Annotated in this window: 17 protein-coding genes; 14 read left to right on the top strand and 3 right to left on the bottom strand. The window is 71.5% G+C overall.

Annotated features, from left to right (window positions below):
• Positions 1-181: 181 nt before the first annotated feature.
• The 10 genes from AMYBE_RS0114280 (at position 182) to AMYBE_RS0114235 (ending at position 9,897) form a co-directional block, all read left to right on the top strand.
• Positions 182-538 (top strand): ArsR/SmtB family transcription factor, encoded by a 357-nt coding sequence (locus AMYBE_RS0114280; protein WP_034288568.1) that lies wholly within the window; start codon positions 182-184, stop codon positions 536-538.
• Between the two features lie 94 nt (positions 539-632).
• A complete protein-coding gene (locus AMYBE_RS0114275; protein ID WP_020660068.1) occupies positions 633-1,112 on the top strand; it encodes an NADH-quinone oxidoreductase subunit B family protein in 480 nt (159 codons plus the stop codon).
• The gene (locus AMYBE_RS0114270; protein WP_020660067.1) at positions 1,109-3,109 is read left to right on the top strand and encodes a proton-conducting transporter transmembrane domain-containing protein; all 2,001 of its coding nucleotides are present in this window, start codon (positions 1,109-1,111) and stop codon (positions 3,107-3,109) included. Before AMYBE_RS0114275 ends, AMYBE_RS0114270 begins: the two co-directional genes overlap by 4 nt.
• The gene (locus tag AMYBE_RS0114265; protein ID WP_020660066.1) at positions 3,106-4,044 is read left to right on the top strand and encodes a respiratory chain complex I subunit 1 family protein; all 939 of its coding nucleotides are present in this window, start codon (positions 3,106-3,108) and stop codon (positions 4,042-4,044) included. The genes AMYBE_RS0114270 and AMYBE_RS0114265 overlap by 4 nt, the downstream gene beginning before the upstream one ends.
• A 7-nt stretch (positions 4,045-4,051) precedes the next feature.
• Positions 4,052-4,711 (top strand): hypothetical protein, encoded by a 660-nt coding sequence (locus AMYBE_RS0114260; protein WP_020660065.1) that lies wholly within the window; start codon positions 4,052-4,054, stop codon positions 4,709-4,711.
• A complete protein-coding gene (locus AMYBE_RS0114255; RefSeq protein ID WP_020660064.1) occupies positions 4,711-6,168 on the top strand; it encodes a proton-conducting transporter transmembrane domain-containing protein in 1,458 nt (485 codons plus the stop codon). The genes AMYBE_RS0114260 and AMYBE_RS0114255 overlap by 1 nt, the downstream gene beginning before the upstream one ends.
• Positions 6,165-7,628, top strand: coding sequence for a hydrogenase large subunit (locus AMYBE_RS0114250; protein ID WP_020660063.1), 1,464 nt, complete (start codon positions 6,165-6,167; stop codon positions 7,626-7,628). Before AMYBE_RS0114255 ends, AMYBE_RS0114250 begins: the two co-directional genes overlap by 4 nt.
• Before the next feature lie 222 nt (positions 7,629-7,850).
• On the top strand, positions 7,851-8,075 hold the full coding sequence (locus AMYBE_RS0114245) for a hypothetical protein (RefSeq protein WP_020660062.1): 225 nt from the start codon (positions 7,851-7,853) through the stop codon (positions 8,073-8,075).
• Positions 8,072-8,878: a hypothetical protein gene (locus tag AMYBE_RS0114240; RefSeq protein ID WP_020660061.1), complete on the top strand. Its 807-nt coding sequence runs from the start codon at positions 8,072-8,074 to the stop codon at positions 8,876-8,878. The genes AMYBE_RS0114245 and AMYBE_RS0114240 overlap by 4 nt, the downstream gene beginning before the upstream one ends.
• Before the next feature lie 20 nt (positions 8,879-8,898).
• Positions 8,899-9,897, top strand: a complete 999-nt coding sequence (locus AMYBE_RS0114235) for a ribose-phosphate diphosphokinase (RefSeq protein ID WP_020660060.1) — start codon at positions 8,899-8,901, stop codon at positions 9,895-9,897.
• A gap of 84 nt (positions 9,898-9,981) precedes the next feature.
• Here the strand turns inward: AMYBE_RS0114235 and AMYBE_RS0114230 are convergent, their stop codons facing one another.
• Genes AMYBE_RS0114230 through AMYBE_RS0114220 form a run of 3 tightly spaced genes read right to left on the bottom strand, consistent with a single transcriptional unit; the run spans position 9,982 to position 12,255 of the window.
• Entirely contained in the window at positions 9,982-10,722 is a 741-nt protein-coding gene (locus AMYBE_RS0114230) for a class I SAM-dependent methyltransferase (RefSeq protein WP_020660059.1), read from the bottom strand.
• A gap of 46 nt (positions 10,723-10,768) precedes the next feature.
• Positions 10,769-11,305, bottom strand: a complete 537-nt coding sequence (locus tag AMYBE_RS41690; RefSeq protein WP_020660058.1) for a P-loop nucleotide/nucleoside kinase family protein — start codon at positions 11,303-11,305, stop codon at positions 10,769-10,771.
• Entirely contained in the window at positions 11,305-12,255 is a 951-nt protein-coding gene (locus AMYBE_RS0114220) for a 5,10-methylenetetrahydrofolate reductase (protein ID WP_020660057.1), read from the bottom strand. Before AMYBE_RS0114220 ends, AMYBE_RS41690 begins: the two co-directional genes overlap by 1 nt.
• A gap of 211 nt (positions 12,256-12,466) precedes the next feature.
• Here AMYBE_RS0114220 and AMYBE_RS0114215 point away from each other — a divergent pair, with 211 nt between their 5' ends.
• From AMYBE_RS0114215 to AMYBE_RS0114200, 4 genes are all read left to right on the top strand, one after another.
• A complete protein-coding gene (locus tag AMYBE_RS0114215; protein ID WP_020660056.1) occupies positions 12,467-12,802 on the top strand; it encodes a hypothetical protein in 336 nt (111 codons plus the stop codon).
• Positions 12,803-12,869: 67 nt separating this feature from the next.
• Complete coding sequence (locus AMYBE_RS0114210) at positions 12,870-14,150, top strand: phosphoribosyltransferase family protein (RefSeq protein WP_020660055.1); 1,281 nt, start codon at positions 12,870-12,872, stop codon at positions 14,148-14,150.
• A 105-nt stretch (positions 14,151-14,255) separates the two neighbouring features.
• The gene (locus AMYBE_RS0114205) at positions 14,256-15,269 is read left to right on the top strand and encodes an ATP-binding cassette domain-containing protein (RefSeq protein WP_020660054.1); all 1,014 of its coding nucleotides are present in this window, start codon (positions 14,256-14,258) and stop codon (positions 15,267-15,269) included.
• Positions 15,266-16,117, top strand: coding sequence for an ABC transporter permease (locus AMYBE_RS0114200; protein ID WP_154676203.1), 852 nt, complete (start codon positions 15,266-15,268; stop codon positions 16,115-16,117). Before AMYBE_RS0114205 ends, AMYBE_RS0114200 begins: the two co-directional genes overlap by 4 nt.
• Positions 16,118-16,119 lie beyond the last annotated feature (2 nt).

The raw sequence follows: 16,119 nt of genomic DNA, 5'->3' as shown, positions 1-16,119 counted from the left end.
GGACGGACCCGCCCAGCGCGTCGAGCAGCTTCGTCCGGTGTGCCGCCATGCTGCCCCGCCTCGTCCGGAGGGCCAGGAGGTCTCCGTTCGCCCTCGGCTTTCGGACTTGCTAAGCTTAGCAAGTGTTGAAACAGTGATCCGGTGGAGTGCGGGTCCGGACGGCGCGTCGGAAGGACTGAAGGTGAACAGCAGGCCCCTCTACCAGCTGAAGGCGGAGTTCTTCAAGACGCTGGGGCATCCGGCGCGGATCCGGGTGCTGGAACTGCTGGCGGAGCGCGAGCACGCGGTGGCCGAGATGCTGCCCGAGGTCGGCATCGAGCCGGCCAATCTCTCGCAGCAGCTGGCGGTCTTGCGGCGGGCCGGGCTGGTCACCACGCGCAAGGACGGATCCAGCGTCATCTACGCCCTCACCAGCCCGCACGTCGCGGAGCTGCTCGCGGTCGCGCGCAAGATCCTGAGCGGCGTGCTGTCCGGTCAGATCGAGTTGCTGGACGACCTGCGCGGGCCGGCTGGGACAAGCGTCGCCAGGGGCAGCTGACCCGCGGTCGCGCGGCCGGATTCGCTCAGTCCCGATCTGCCGGTCGCGCGGCCGCACCCCGCGTAGTCCTTTTGTTCGGGTAGTAGGAGCAGCAGTGCTGAGTTTGTGGCGCAAGATCCGTCGCACCGGTCGGGTGGCGGAGCCGGCGCCGGAACGGCCGGAACCGGTCGCGGCGGCCGCGAGGCTGGGCGGGTCGGTGCAGATCCGGCACGTCGACGCCGGATCCTGCAACGGATGCGAGATCGAGATCTCCTCGGCGTTCGGGCCGGTCTACGACGTCGAGCGGTACGGCGCGCGACAGGTCGCGTCGCCGCGGCACGCAGACGTGCTGATGGTGACCGGGCCGGTGACGCGCAACATGGCCGAGCCGCTGCGCCGGACGTACGCGGCGGTGCCGGAGCCGAAAGCCGTGGTGGCGGTGGGGGATTGCGCGCGCAACTGCGGCGTTTTCGCCGGTGCCTACGGGGTGGCCGGCGCGGTCGGCGACATTGTCCCGGTAGACCTGGAGATCGCCGGTTGCCCGCCGCGTCCGGAGGCCATTGTGGACGGTCTGCGGAAGCTGACCGGACGGTGAACCTCGCGGCAGCGGCTCTCGGCGCGGCCGGGACGATCGGAGCGGCGAGCGCGGCAGCGGGAGTGCTGGTCCCGCGTCCGGTTCGGGCGGCGGTGGTGGGCGCGGGTACCGCGGCGACCGGCGCGGCGGGAGCGACGGCCGGGATCGCAGCGCTCGCCGGAAGCCAGTTTTCTGCCACGTGGCAAGGGATTCTCCCGTTCTCCGGCATTTCGCTGACGCTGGACGCGCTCGGCGGGCTGTTCGTCGCGGTGATCGGCGCGGTCGCGGTCGCGGCCGGAATCTATGCCATCGGGTACGCGCGGGGGAGCGGTGATTCCCGCGTCCCGCAAGCGGTGTTCCCGCTGTTCGTGACCGCGATGCTGTTCGTCCCGGCGGCGGCGAGCGTCGGGACGTTCCTGGTGTGCTGGGAACTGATGGCCGGTGCGTCGCTGATTCTCGTGCTGACCGAGCACCGCCGTCGGCCGGCGGTGGCGTCGGCGGGCCGGTGGTACGCCGTGATGACGCACCTCGGCTTCGTCGCGATCCTCTGCGGACTGCTGATCTTCGCGGCGCGGGCGGGCGGCGACACGTTCGAGGCGCTGCGGCACGCGCGGCTGTCCCCGGCCGCGAGCTCGCTGGTCTTTCTCCTGACTTTGACCGGGTTCTCGTCCAAGGCAGGCATCCTCCCGCTGCACGCCTGGCTGCCGCGCGCGCATCCGGAAGCGCCGAGCCAGGTGTCCGCGCTGATGTCGGCGGCGATGGTGAACCTCGGCGTGTACGGGATCGTGCGCGTCGGGTCCGACCTGCTCGGCGGCGGTCCGCGCTGGTGGTGGGTCCTGGTGCTGGCGCTCGGCGCGGTCTCGGCGGTCTACGGGATCCTCCAGTCGGCGATGAACACCGACCTCAAGCGGCTGCTGGGTTACTCGACCACGGAGAACCTCGGCCTGGTGCTGGTCGGCGTCGGCGCAGCCGGGCTGTTCGCCGCCTCCGGAGAGCGGACGCTGGCCGGGCTCGCGCTCGCGGCGGCGCTGCTGCACGTGGTCAACCACGCCGCGTTCAAGACGTTGCTGTTCCTGTCCGCGGGGTCCGTCCTGCACGGCACCGGCACTCGCGACCTCGACGCGCTGGGCGGGCTCCGTACCCGGATGCCGGTGACCACCGGGCTGTTCGGCTTGGGCGCGCTGGCCGCGTCGGCGCTGCCGCCGGGCACCGCGTTCGCGTCGGAATGGCTGCTCCTGCAGGCGCTGGTCCACGGGCTGCCCGCGGGCGGCGTCACCACCGCGATCGTGATGCCGGTGGCCGTCGCGGCGGTGGCGCTCACCGCCGGGCTGGCGGTGGCCACCTTCGTGAAGGCGTTCGGCGTCGGATTCCTGGCCAAACCGCGCACCGCGGCGGCGGACCAAGCGCACGAAAGTCCGGCCGCCATGCTCGCCGGCATGGGACTGGCCGCGCTCGCGTGCGTCGTGCTGGCCGTGCTGCCGACCCTGGTACTGCCCGGCATCGGCACCGCGTCCGGACTGGGCGATCCGGCCGTCGCCGGGCTCGTGACGATCCAGCTCGCCGGGGTGACCGGTGCGGTGTCCCCGCTGGTGCTGACCCTCGCGTTGCTGCTGGGCGGCATCGTGCTGGCCGCCGCGGTCCGCGCGGTCGCGGCACAGCGAGCTCGGCGCGCGGCACGGCTGTGGGACTGCGGCGCGGGCCCGCTGTCGGCGCGCATGGAGTACACCGCGACGTCGTTCGCCGAGCCGCTGCAACGGGTCTTCGACGACGTCGTGCAGCCGGAAACCGACGTCGACGTGGACCACTACGCCGAATCCCGGTACCTGGTCCGGGCGGTCGGCTACCGCAGCCGGGTGCCGGACCGGATCGAACGGCGCTTCTACCAGCCGGTGCTGGCCGCGGTGGCCGCGTGGGGGAAAGCCGGACGGCGGCTGGCGAACGGCAGCGTGCACCGCTACCTCGGCTACGGGTTCTCGACCGTCGTCGGCGTGCTGATCCTGCTGGCGGTGACCCGGTGAACGCGATCGCGGCCGTCGTGCAGCCATTGGTGATCGTCGCCGGTGCGCCGGTCTTGCGCGGCCTGATGCGGCAGGTGCGGGCGCGGCTGGAAGGACGCGCCGGAGCGGGGATAGGCCAGCCGTGGCGGGACATCCGCAAGCTGCTGCGCAAGGAACGGATCGCTCCGCGCGGCACCAGTGAGGTGTTCCGGTTCGCGCCGCTCGTGCTGATGGCGACCACGCTGGTGGTGGCGGTCGCCGCCCCGTTCGTGAGCACGACGCCGGCCATCGGGCCGGTCGCGGACCTGTTCGCCGTGGTCGCGCTGCTCGCGCTGGGCACCGTCGCGCTGGCGCTGGCCGGGCTGGACACCGGCACGGCGTTCGGCGGGATGGGCGCGAGCCGCGAGGTGACCATCCTCGCGCTGGTCGAGCCGACGCTGCTGGTGGCGATCTTCGCGCTGTCGGTGCGGGTCGGCTCGACGAACCTCGGCGCGATCGTCTCGTCCACTGTGCACGACCCGGGCCGGGTGATTTCGCCGGTCAGCTTGCTCGCCGCGGTCGCGCTGGCGGTGGTGATCGTCGCGGAGACCGGCCGGCTGCCCGTGGACAACCCGTCCACGCACCTGGAACTGACCATGGTGCACGAGGCGATGGTCCTCGAATACGCCGGTCCGGACCTGGCGCTGGTCGAACTGGCGTCGTCGATGCGGCTGGCGGTGTTCCTCGGCCTGCTGGCGAACCTGTTCGTGCCATGGGGCATCGCGACGACTGCCGCGCCGCTGGCCCTGCTGGCCGGGATCGGCGCGCTGGCGGTGAAGGTCGGGCTGCTCGGCGCCGCTTTGGCGGCGGGCGAGGTGTTCCTGGCCAAGCTGCGGCTTTTCCGCGTCCCGGAGCTGCTGGCCGGCTCGTTCCTGCTGGCCCTGCTCGCGGTCGCCGCGTCCTTCTTCCTGGCCTGAGGAGGCAATGGTGAACGGATACGTCCAGCTGCTGGACCTGGCGTGCGGTGCGCTGCTGCTCACCGCGGTGCTGATCCTGTGGCGGCGGGAGCTGAGCGTCATCGTGCGGGTCTTCGCGCTGCAGGGCGTCGCGCTCGCCGGCTTGGTCGCGGTGCTCGCCGCGCAGGAGGGCGCGGCCGAACTGTGGATCGCCGCCGCCGGAATCCTGGTCCTGCGGGTCGGGCTGCTGCCGTGGCTGCTGCGTCGCGCGATGGCGACCACCGCGGAGGCGCAGCGCGAGACCCGGCCGCTGGTGAACGTCGCATCGTCGCTGTTGGCCGCCGCCGCGCTGACGCTGATCGCGTACGCGGTGTCGCAGCCGTTGGTGGATTTGGCCCCGGCCCCGGCCACCCAAGCGATTCCGGTCGGCATGACGGTGGTCCTGATCGGGTTCTTCGTGCTGGTCACCCGCCGGCGCGCGCTGTCTCAACTGGTCGGGTTCCTGTTGCTGGACAACGGGATCACCGCGGTCGGCTTCCTCACGACGGCCAGTACCGGGCTGATCGTCGAACTGGGCGTGTCGCTCGACGTCCTGCTGGCCGTGCTGGTGCTGCAGATCCTGGCCAGCCGGATGCGGGAGACCTTCGGCGACACGGACCTGGGCGAACTGAGAGAGCTGCACGACTGATGACCGTCTTCCTGTTCACCCCCATCGCGCTGCCGCTGCTGGCCGCGCTCGGGTACGCCGGCTTCGGCTGGCGGCGGACCACTGCCTGGCTGGCCCCGTTCGTGGCCGCGCTGATGCTCGCGTCCGCGATACTGCTCGCGATCTCGGGTCCGCGCGGCGCCGGTCTGCTGCGCGCCGACGCGCTTTCGGAATTCATGCTGATCGTCGTCAGCGCGGTCGCGTTGCTGACCACGCTGGCCTCGCCTCCCCATCTCGAAGGCGAGATCGCTTCCGGGCGGGCGACCGCGCGGACCGCGGCCCGGCACAGCCTGCTCGTCCAGTTGTTCCTGGCCACGATGAACCTCGCGGTGCTCGCCGCGAACCTCGGCGTGCTGTGGGTCGCGATCGAAGCCGCGACCATCGTCACCGCGTTCCTGGTCGGGCAGTACCGCACCAAGGCGGCGGTCGAGGCGGCCTGGAAGTACGTGGTGATCTGCTCGACCGGGATCGCGCTGGCGCTGCTGGGCACGTTCCTGCTGAACTACGCCGCGGCGCACGCCGGGGACGGCGGCCTGGACTTGGCCGCGCTCACCGGGCACGCCCACGCGCTCGACCCCGGCGTCACCCGGATCGCGGTGGCATTGCTCGTCATCGGCTTCGGCGCGAAGGCCGGGCTCGCACCGCTGCACGCCTGGTTGCCGGACGCGTATTCCGAAGCTCCGACCCCGGTTTCCGCGTTGATGTCCGGTGCGTTGCTGTCGGTCGCGTTCTACGCGGTGCTGCGGGTGAAGGTCATCGCGGACCTGGCGCTAGGCCCTGGCTTCGCGCGGCTGCTGCTCGCGATCATGGCGCTCGCTTCCCTCGCCGTCGCCGCGACTCTGCTGCTGGCGCAACGGGACTACAAGCGAATGCTCGGCTACTCCAGTATCGAGCACCTCGGCCTGGTCTCTCTTGCCGCGGCGATCGGCAGTCCGCTCGCCATCGCCGCCGCGCTGCTGCACCTGCTCGGGCACGGCCTGGCGAAGAGCGTGCTGTTCATCGGCGTCGGAAAAGTGCTGCAGCGGTTCGGCAGCAGCCGGATCGACCACGTTCGAGGGCTGGCCGCGCGCGGGGGATTGCTGGCCGGGTGTGTCGGCTTCGGGGTGCTGGCGCTGATCGGACTGCCGCCGTTCAGCCTGTTCGCCAGCGAACTCGGCATCGCACGAGCCGGATTCGCGGGCGGGATGGGCTGGGCCACCGGGACCGCGCTCGTGCTGATGCTGGTGATCGCCGCGGCGCTGATCGGGCACACCAGCCGGATGCTGCTCGGCGCCGCACCGGAAGGCCCCGGAGCGGCGGCCACTCCGGTCAAGCTGTCGCCTGCCACTGCCATCGCGCTGGTGGGCGGGCTGCTGGCCTCCGCGGTGCTCGGCATCGCGGCCGGTCCGTTGTCGTCGCTGCTGCACGCCGCGGCCCAGTTGCTCACGAGGACGCCATGACACATCGCATTCTCGCCCCGGCGGAGCTGCCCGGGCAGGCCGAGGCGCTGCTGGCGGGCGGATTCCGGCTCGCTCTGGCCGCCGGGCACGACGACGGCGACCGGCTCCGCGCGGTGTACCTGTTCACCGCGCCCGGTCCGGACCGGCGGGTCGAACTGCACGTGCCGCTGGACAAGGCGCAGCCGCGGGTGCCGAGCCTGGCCGGACTGTCGTTCCCGGCCGGGCGGTTCGAACGCGAGATGCGGGACCTGTTCGGCATCGTCCCCGAGGACCACCCGCTGCCGCGCCGCCTGGTCCGGCACTTCCACTGGCCGCGCGGCTGGTATCCGATGCTGGCCGACGCCGGGGAGCCGCCGGAGTTCGGCGACGTCGACGGGCCGTACCCGTTCCGCGCGGTCGAGGGCGACGGGGTGTACGAGATCCCGGTCGGCCCGGTGCACGCCGGGATGATCGAGCCGGGACATTTCCGGTTTTCCGTGGTGGGGGAGACCATCCTCAATCTCAAGGCCCGGCTCTGGTTCGTCCACAAAGGACTGGAGAAGCTGTTCGCCGGTCGCCGCCCGGCGGACGCGGTCGAGCTGGCCGAGCGGATCAGCGGCGACACGGCGGTGGGCCACACGCTGGCGTTCTGCCTTGCGGTGGAGGACGCGCTCGGCGTGTCCGCGGCCGAGGACGCCCAGCGGCTGCGGGCGATCCTGCTGGAGCTGGAGCGGATCTACAACCACGTCGCCGACCTCGGCGGGCTGTGCAACGACGTCGGCCACGGGATCCTGAACAACCACGCCCAGCGGGTGCGCGAACAGCTGCTGCGGCTGAACGAGCAGGTCACCGGGCACCGGCTGCTGCGCGGGTCGATCCATCCCGGCGGCGCGGCCGTGCGCAGCCTGCATCAGCTGGACCGGCTGCCGGAGATCGGCTCGGACGTCGAGGAGATCGTCGCGCTGGCGCTGGGAAACAGCGTGGTGCGCGACCGGTTCGCCGGGACGGCGGTGCTGACCCGCGAGCAGGCCGAGGACCTCGGCACGCTCGGCTGCGTCGCCCGGGCCAGCGGCCTGACCGGCGACGCCCGGGTCGACTATCCGCACGCTGCCGGCTTCGAACGCACCGTGCACGCGCAGACCGACGGCGACGTATTGTCGCGATTCCTGGTGCGGGCCGCGGAGATCCGCGCGTCCATCGCCGCGATCGGGCGGCTGACCGGCGAGCTCCATTCGCTCGACGCGCGCGGCTCGGTCCGTGCGGGGGCCGGTTCCGGCGTCGGGATCGCGGAGGGCTGGCGCGGGACCATCGTGCACCGCGTCGAACTGGACGAGAGTGGACAGCTGACCCGGGTGAAGGTCGTCGACCCGAGCTTTTTCAACTGGCCGGCGCTGCCGGTCGCGCTGACCGACACGATCGTCCCGGACTTCCCGCTGGCCAACAAGAGCTTCAATCTGTCCTACGCGGGCAACGACCTGTAGCGGACAACGGAACCGTCCTTGGCCGGGTGAGCGGTTGCCGGGGCGCGGTGGCGGTTCGGTGCGGGTCGCGGCGGTCGCGTTCGCGGCTGCTCGCCGATGTTTCCTTCGCCCGCCGCAGCACCACCGCTCGACCTAGCTAGTGAAGAGTTGCATAATTCCGAAAGTGTCAACATGGTAGCTTTACTAAGTCTGGTGACGGGCCAGGGACAGGGAGAGGCGCCAGTGCCAACTCAGTTCGCCGCCGAGCTGCGGCGAGGGATCAGCGATGCGCAGCGATCCGCGAAGATCGCAGTCGATGCCGGGCATCCGTATGAGGCGTACCTGCACCGGGCACGTCTCGCCGAGCTGCTGGAAATGGCCGGGCGGCACGAGTTCGAGACGAACGGCCTGGTGGAGCCCGCCGTGCTGGCGGCGCTCGCCGAGGACGAGGCGGCTCTCGACCAATGACGGCTTCCGGTCTCGCGGTGCTGGGCGACGGCAGCGCGCTGCCCGGCGGCGTCTCGGGCGACCCGGGCGCGGTGTCGGCAGCGCTGGAGTCCGATGTTCAGCTGCTCCGCAATCACACGATGCTCACGCCGTACCGGGTCGCGGTGACCGCGCGGGACGCGGGCGAGCTGGCGGTGGCGGCGCGGGCGGTCGCCGAGAACGCCAGCGCGATCTTCCTGGCCCGAACCGAAGCCGCACGGGCCCGTGCGGTGCAGCAGGACTTCGCCCGTACCGGCCGCGTCCTGGTGGTGACAGAGCAGGACACCCTCGCGATCGGCCTCGTCGCCGCGGTGCTGGTGATCCTGCGCCGGACCGAGGTCGCTCCGCTCAACGCGCGGGTGGTCGTCACCGCGCCGTCGCGGCTGCCGTTGCTCGTGCCGCTGCTGATGGCGGTCGGCGTGGCGGACATCGCGTCCTGGAACGAAGCTGACGCGTCCGGGTTCCCGCTGTCGTCGGTGTCCCGGGACGCGAGCGTCGTCGTGGACCTGATCGGCGCGGCAACCGGGCTTCCGCGCGTCGTCGCCGCCCGGGAGGACCCGGTCGCGCACCTGCTGGCCTTGCCTGGATTGCTGTACGCGCTGGGCAAAGAGCCGATCGGCGGGTGCGCGGGCGACCCGATGGGCGGCCTGGACGCGCACCGCGCTGCGGTGCACGCGCTGGTCACGTTGACACCCGTCGACCGGATCGTGCCGGATCTCGCCGACCCGGACCTTTCGTATCGGGTGGCCCGTGCGGTCCTCGAAACACGGAAACCGGCGTTGTGAAGGGGAGGGAGGCCGCGCGCATGAGCGAACCCGCGACGCGCCAGGCGGGCGCCGTCACCAAGAAGCTGATGTTCTTCGCCGGCGACGTGCACCCGGAACTGGCCGAGGCGGTCGCGACTCGGCTCGGCACTCAGGTGACCCCGCAGACCGCGCACAGTTTCGCCAACGGAGAGCGTTTCGTGCGGTTCGGCCGGTCGGTCCGCGGCTGCGACGCGTTCGTCCTGCACGCGCCTGCCCCGCCGCTGAACACCTGGCTGATGGACCAGCTGATCATGCTCGACGCGCTGAAGCGGGCCAGCGCGAAACGGATCACCGCGGTGCTGCCGTTCTACCCGTATTCGAGGCAGGACAAGAAACATCGCGGCCGCGAACCGATTTCGGCCAGGTTGGTGGCCGATCTGCTCACCACGGCGGGCGCGGACCGGATCATCACGATCGACCTGCACACCCCGCAGACCGAAGGCTTCTTCGGCGGTCCGGTCGACCATCTGCGCGCGCAACCGCTGCTCGCCGCCGACCTGCTGCGCCACCATCAGGACCGGGAGATCGCGATCGTCGCCCCGGACTCGGCGCGCGTCCGGCTGGCCGAAACGTGGTCCGTGCTGCTCGGCAGCCGGCCGATCGCGTTCATCCAGCGCCGCGCCGCGCTCGATCCGGCGTATCCGGCCCCGGCGCAGCTGATCGGCGACGTCGCCGGACGGCTGTGCGTGATCGTGGACGACATGATCGACACTGGCACCACCACGGCCGGCGCGACCCGGTTGCTGCTCGACGCGGGGGCGTCGGACGTCGTCGCGGTGGCGACGCACGGAGTGCTGTCCGGGGACGCGCCGGCGAGGCTCGCGGCGAGCGGGATCCGGGAAGTCACGGTGACCGACAGTCTTCCGATCACCGAGGCACAGCGGTTTCCGCAGCTGCGCGTCCGGTCGGTCGCGCCGCTGCTTGCGGACGCGATTCACGAGGTGTTCACGGACGGGTCGGTGACGAGCCTCTTCTCCCGGCCGGCAAGCGGCGGCTAGGTCGGGCAGGGTCCCTTGCCGGAATTGGATTCCCGCAAGGGCCCTGCACGGACGTGCTCGGTGACAGGCAGTCCTCGATCGCCTTCAGCCTTCCGACACGATCAGCCGGAATCCGGCGTCCCATTCGTCGAGGTCCAGCAGTTCCCGATGGCGTTCGTGCCATCGCCCGCTGCGCAGGTCTTCGCGCAGCTTCTGGACACCGCGTTCGACAGCGGTCGGATCGGTCTGCGCGAGCGCGGAGCAGGACCGGCGGACTGCCGGGTCGAGATACGCGTCCGGACGGCGCCAATAGGCGGGGAACACTCCGTCGGTGAAATCTCCCGGCACCGGCAGGGGAGTGACCAGGTCTGCGCCGAGTTCTTCGGCGATTTCCGGGGCGGACGGCCGGCTCAGCTCCAGTTTCGCGATTTCCGGCACGTATTCGCGAACGAACCAGAAGTCCCCGTGCACCCGGGTGTCATATCCGAGAACCACCCGGCGCGGCGCGATCCGGCGCAGTTCCGCGAGCCCGGCTCGCCAGTCCGTCCAGTGGTGCACGGTGAGCACCGCCAGCGCCGCGTCGACCGCGTTCGTGCGCAGCGGCAAGGCTTCGGCTGCCGCGCGGACCGCCGGCGCGGACCCGGGCGGCCGTTGCCGGATCATCTCGACAGACGGTTCGAGCGCGAGCACGGACCGGTTCGGCGGCTCGTACGAACCGGTGCCGGCGCCGATGTTCGCGACCGATTCCGCGGTGCCGAGAGCGGCGAGAACGCGCGCCATCCAGCGCGGATCAGTGCGCCGGCCGCGCGAATATCCGGTGCCGATGCGATCGTAGAGATCGGTCACGGTTTCCTCCCGCGATCAGCCGGCGTTGCGGGCAGGATAGCGAAAATCAGCTCGTCGAGGCCGAATCGGCCAGGGCGCGGGCCTGCCGCACCACGAGCGCGGCGCTCGCCTGCGCGCTGGTCACCGCGGTGTCGATGACGAGGTGGTCGCGATCCCATTCTTCGTACTCGTGGCGCACGACCCGGTCCCACGGCGGCGGCGTGAGCCCGGCGATGTCGACGGTCCGCGTCTGCACCCGCGTGCGGTGCTCGTCCGGCCGTGAGCAGACGAGTTCGACTTCGAGCGTCCACCGTCCGTGCCGGTTTCCGACCGCCCGCCAAGCGTCGCGGGTGATCTTCAACGGGTTCACGCAGTCCGCGACCACGCTGAGGCCGATGCCGAGCTGGTCACCCGCCAGTTCGTATCCGACGAGGTAACCGGCCGCCATCGGTCTCGCCGGGAGTTCCCCGGAGTCGGCGAGCGCCTGCTCGATCCGGTCGATCCGCAGATAGGCCGCGCGCAGCTCCCGGGACACCTGCCGGGCAACGGTCGTCTTCCCGACGCCGGGAAGCCCGCCGAACACGATCAGCCCGGCACCGGCCATCAGGCTTTCCTGGCCGTGAATCCGCCGGCCCGCAGCAGCCGGCCCACTTCGCCGGCCAGCGCGACCGACGCCTCGATTTCCACCTTCCGGATCGACACGCTTTCCACCAGGAATCCGAACGGCATCCCGAGCTTGCGGCAGAACGCGGTGAGTTCGCGCGCGTTGGCCAGGCACTGCTCGTAAGACTCGGCGAGCGTGTTGTCGGCATGGCGGAGCGAGTTTTCCAGCCAGCGCGGGACATCGACGCCGAGCCATTTCAGGAAGGCCAGCGTCTTCACCGAGCCGCACACCGACAGCGTGAACAACACCGGCTTCGGTTCGAGCCCCTGTTCCCGGCAGGCGTAGAAGTAGTCGGAGACCATGCTCTTGGCCGCGTCGGTGTTGTAGACCACCTGTGAAATGAAGTACCCGCAGCCCGCCTTCTGCTTAGCGATCAGCCGCAGGTGCTCGCCGGGACGTTCGGTGATCGCGACGCCGCCGAGAAGCAGTTCGGGCCGCACCTCCTGGCGCAGCGAATGCGCCTCCGGCAGGCGCGTCCGCACTGTCTTCCCCTTCGACGACGCGCCGACGAACACCGCGAGCGTGCTGTCGGTGTCGGTGGCCTGCATCCAGTCGCGCAGCTCCGTCTCGGAGTACTTGCCGACGCACCGGTAGATGACCGCGGCACGGTCCCATTCGCCGAGGTAGTCGGCGTGGTAAGCGGCCGGGTCGAGGGTCGGCAGGTAGGGGAACGGCCGTTCCTCCGGGTTGCGGTCGCTCTCGTCGTCGATGTCGTACAGGGCGAGGCCGTCCACGTCGAGAGAGCTGAGCCGGGCGAGGGTGGCCGCGGTGATCTCGCGGATCCGGTCCGCGGTCGCGCTGACTCGCGGCGGCGTGATCCCGAAGAGGAGAACGCCGCTGTCGGCGTTGGTCAGCAGGGTGCGGAGCGCTCCGTTGTCGTGGTCGGCCATGGCGCGGAAGCTAGCAGGTCGGGCGCGGCTTCGCTGACGTCGCGACCTGGTGGGACGGCGGGCGTGATCCTGGCCACCCCGGGTGGGGACGTAGGACCGTTCCGGGCCGGTACTCGGGGCACTTCGGCGGAGGCTTTGGTCTCTATCGCCGGTCCGGCGTGGCCGCGCACGGTGAAACGGACAAAATGTCCGGCTAGTCGGGAGAAACGTCATGCCTGCCTTCGGAATGCTTGTGGTGCTCGGCCTCGGGATCGTGGCGGTGTCCGCGATCGCCGCGCGGTGGCTGACCCTGGCCCGGGAGCTCTGGGCGGCTGCCTTCGTCGTGCTCGGCATCGCGGTCGCATGGATCGTCAACTTCGACCTGTTCGCCGAGTGGGGCCTCGCGGTCCGCTCGCCCGCGCTCGGAATCGTGTTCACCGGCGTCGCCGTCGCCGGGGCGGCCTACTTCTGGCGCGAGATTCTCCTGTACTTCGAAGGCTTGTCCCGCAAGCACGCCGACGAAGCACAGACGATCGAGCGGACCCATCACCTGCGCCGCGCGGCCTGAGCGACGAACCGCCCTGGCCGCTCCCGGGCGGCCGGGGCGGGGCGGGGGACGAGACGGGAGGTGTTCAGTGCCGTTCACTGATCGCGCCGAGGCAGGACGCCGGCTCGCCGAGCGGCTCGAATCACTGCGGGGCGAGGAGGTCGTGGTCTTCGGCCTGCCCCGGGGCGGCGTCCCGGTCGCCTATGAAGTGGCGCGGGCGCTGGCGGCGCCGCTGGACCTGATCGTGGTCCGCAAACTGCCGGTGCCCGGGCAGCCCGAGCTCGCCGCGGGCGCGATCGGCGAGGGCGACGTCCTGGTCGTGAACGAAGACGTGGTGCGCCACACCCGGGTGAGTCGTGCCGAGTTCGCGGCGGCCGAGCGCGCCGGGCGTGCTGAATTGCAGCGGCGGGCGGAGCGGTGGCGGCCCGGCCGGGCCCGGGTGTCGCCGGCGGGCCGGGTCGCGGTCCTCGTCGACGACGGCGTGGCGACCGGGGCGACGGCCCGCGCGGCTTGCCAGGTGGCACGAGCGGAGGGCGCGAAGCGGGTGATCCTGGCGGTTCCGGTGGGTGCGCACGACTCGATCGGCTCGCTCGCCCGCGACGCCGACGAGGTGGTGTGCCTGGAAACCCCGGCCTGGTTCCGTTCGGTCGGGCAGTGGTACCGCCGTTTCGGCCAGGTTTCCGACGAGGAGGTCGCCGACCTGCTGCGCCTCGCCGCGCGAGAAGCGCCGTCGCTGGACGAGGACGTGGAAGTCCCGGTGCGCGGAGCCCGGCTGGCCGGCCGTTTGACGCTGCCGGGCGATCCGGCCGGGCTGGTGGTTTTCGCGCACGGAAGCGGAAGCAGCCGGCACAGCCCGCGCAATGTGCGCGTCGCCGCGACGCTGAACCGAGCCGGCTTGGGGACGCTGCTGCTCGATCTGCTCACTCCGGCCGAGGAAACGGATCGCGCCCGGGTGTTCGACGTGGCGCTGCTCGGCGAGCGGCTGGTCGAGGTGACTCGCTGGCTGAAGACCCGTCCGGACACCGCCGCCCTCCCGGTCGGGTGTTTCGGCGCCAGCACCGGGGCGGCAGCGGCGCTGCTCGCCGCCGCGGAGGCCGGAACCGGCATCCGGGCGGTGGTCTCGCGGGGCGGGCGGCCGGACCTGGCCGCGCACGTCCTCGGCGCGGTCGGCTGCCCGACCCTGCTGATCGTCGGAGGCCGCGACGGCGCGGTGCTACGGCTCAATCAGCAAGCGCAGGAAGCGCTGGGCGGGCCGAGCGAACTCGCGGTGGTGCCCGGCGCGACCCATCTGTTCGCGGAACCGGGCGCGCTCGGCCAGGTCGCCGAGCTGGCCCGCGCGTGGTTCCTGCGGCACCTCCCGGCGGCCTGAACCGGCGGCGGACGCAGGACCGCGTGCCCGCGCCCGAAGGGCGAACGTCCCTTTTTCGTTCCGCCGGCACGGCTGATTCTCGGAGGACAGCGGAAGGAGGCGGGCATGACGGAATCGGTGGCCGAGGCCGTCGCACGCCGCGTCGGAGACGGCGAACCGGTCGTGCAGGCCCAGGCGCTGAGCCGGCGGTTCGGCGACGTGTGGGCGGTGCGCGACGTGAGCTTCGAGGTGGCGCCAGGCGAGACGTTCGGATTCCTCGGCCCGAACGGAGCGGGCAAATCCACCACGATCGCGATGCTGTGCACGCTGCTGCGCCCGTCGTCGGGGACCGCGAAGGTGGCCGGGCTGGACGTGCTCGCCGATCCGGCCGGGGTGCGCAGGCGGATCGGCCTGGTGTTTCAGGAGTCCACAGTGGACACCTACCTCACCGCGATGGAGAACCTCCGCTTCCACGCCGAGCTCTACGGGCTGGACCGGCGGCGGTTCGCCGCGCGGGCCGAGCCGCTGCTGCGGATGGTGGAACTGTGGGACCGGCGGAACGCGCTGGTACGCACCTTCTCCGGCGGGATGCGGCGGCGGCTGGAGATCGCCCGCGGCCTGGTGCACGCGCCACAGGTGCTGTTCCTGGACGAGCCGACCCTCGGGCTGGACCCGCAGACCCGGGTGCACATCTGGTCCTACCTCGACCAGTTGCGGGCCAGCGAGGGCACCACCGTCTTCCTGACCACCCACCACCTCGAAGAGGCGGAGAACTGCGATCGGATCGCCATCATCGACCGCGGCCGGATCGTCGTGAACGACACGCCGCAGGCGCTCAAGGGCATGGTGGGGCAGGACCGGATCGATCTGCACACCGTCGACGACGCGGCCGCCGCCGTGGCGCTTCGCGAGCGTTTCGGCCTGCTCGCCGAGCGAACTGACGAGGGACTGACCTTCGCGGTGCCCGACGGCGAGGAGTTCGTGCCGGCCTTGGTGACCGGGCTCGGCGTGCGAGTGGTGATGGTGCGGGCGTCCCGGCCCACCCTCGACGACGTGTTTCTCTCCTGCACCGGCCGCACGATCCGCGACATCGACTCGTCCGGCGAGCCGGGTGAAATGGCGAGGAGGTGGCGGCGGTGATCCAGCAGGCGCTCAGCCCGCCGGCGGTCCGCACCGGGCTGCGCGGCGAGGTTCGCGGGCTGCGGGTGGTGTGGCAGCGCGAGCTGATCCGGTTCGGCCGAAACCGGCTGCGGATGGTGGCCTCGCTGGCCCAGCCGGTGCTGTTCCTGTTCGTCCTCGGCACCGGCCTGACCCGGCTGGCCGCGGCCGGAGCCGGATTCGACATCCGGACCTTCCTGTTCCCCGGGATCGTGGCGATGACGGTGATGTTCACCGCGATCTTCTCCGCGGTGTCGATCGTGTGGGACCGCGAATTCGGCTTCCTCCGCGAGATGCTGGTCGCCCCGGTCAGCCGCCCGGCGCTGGTGCTCGGCAAGATCCTCGGCGGCGCCACCGTCGCGACCCTGCAGGGCATGCTGATGCTTTCGCTGGCGGGCGCGGTCCGGGTTCCCTACCGTCCGGCGCTGCTGCTCGAGCTGACCGGGGAGATGGCGCTGGCAGCGGTGATGGTCACCGCGATCGGCGTGCTGCTGGCCAGCGCCATCACCCAGATCGAGGCGTTCCAGGCGGTGCTGCAGTTCGTGGCGATGCCGATGTTCTTCCTGTCCGGCGCGATGTTCCCGACCGCGGGGCTGCCCGCCTGGCTTTCCGTGCTGACCCGGATCGACCCGCTGACCTACGCGGTCGACCCGATGCGCCGCGCCGTCCTGAGCCGGCTCGCGTTGCCGCACCAGGTTCTGGCTCAGCTCGCGCCGGGGGTGACCTGGGGGTCGTGGACTCTCGGCACCGGCAGCGAACTCGCGCTGGTCGCGGTGGTCTCCGCGGTGGCCGCGGCCGGCGCGGTGGCCAGGTTTCAGCGGGCGGTGTGAGG

It is taken from the genome of Amycolatopsis benzoatilytica AK 16/65 (assembly GCF_000383915.1).
GTDB classification, from domain to species: Bacteria; Actinomycetota; Actinomycetes; order Mycobacteriales; family Pseudonocardiaceae; genus Amycolatopsis; species Amycolatopsis benzoatilytica.
The sequence above is the reverse complement of the archived record's forward strand: the minus strand, read 5'-3'. Positions and strand labels throughout refer to the sequence as shown.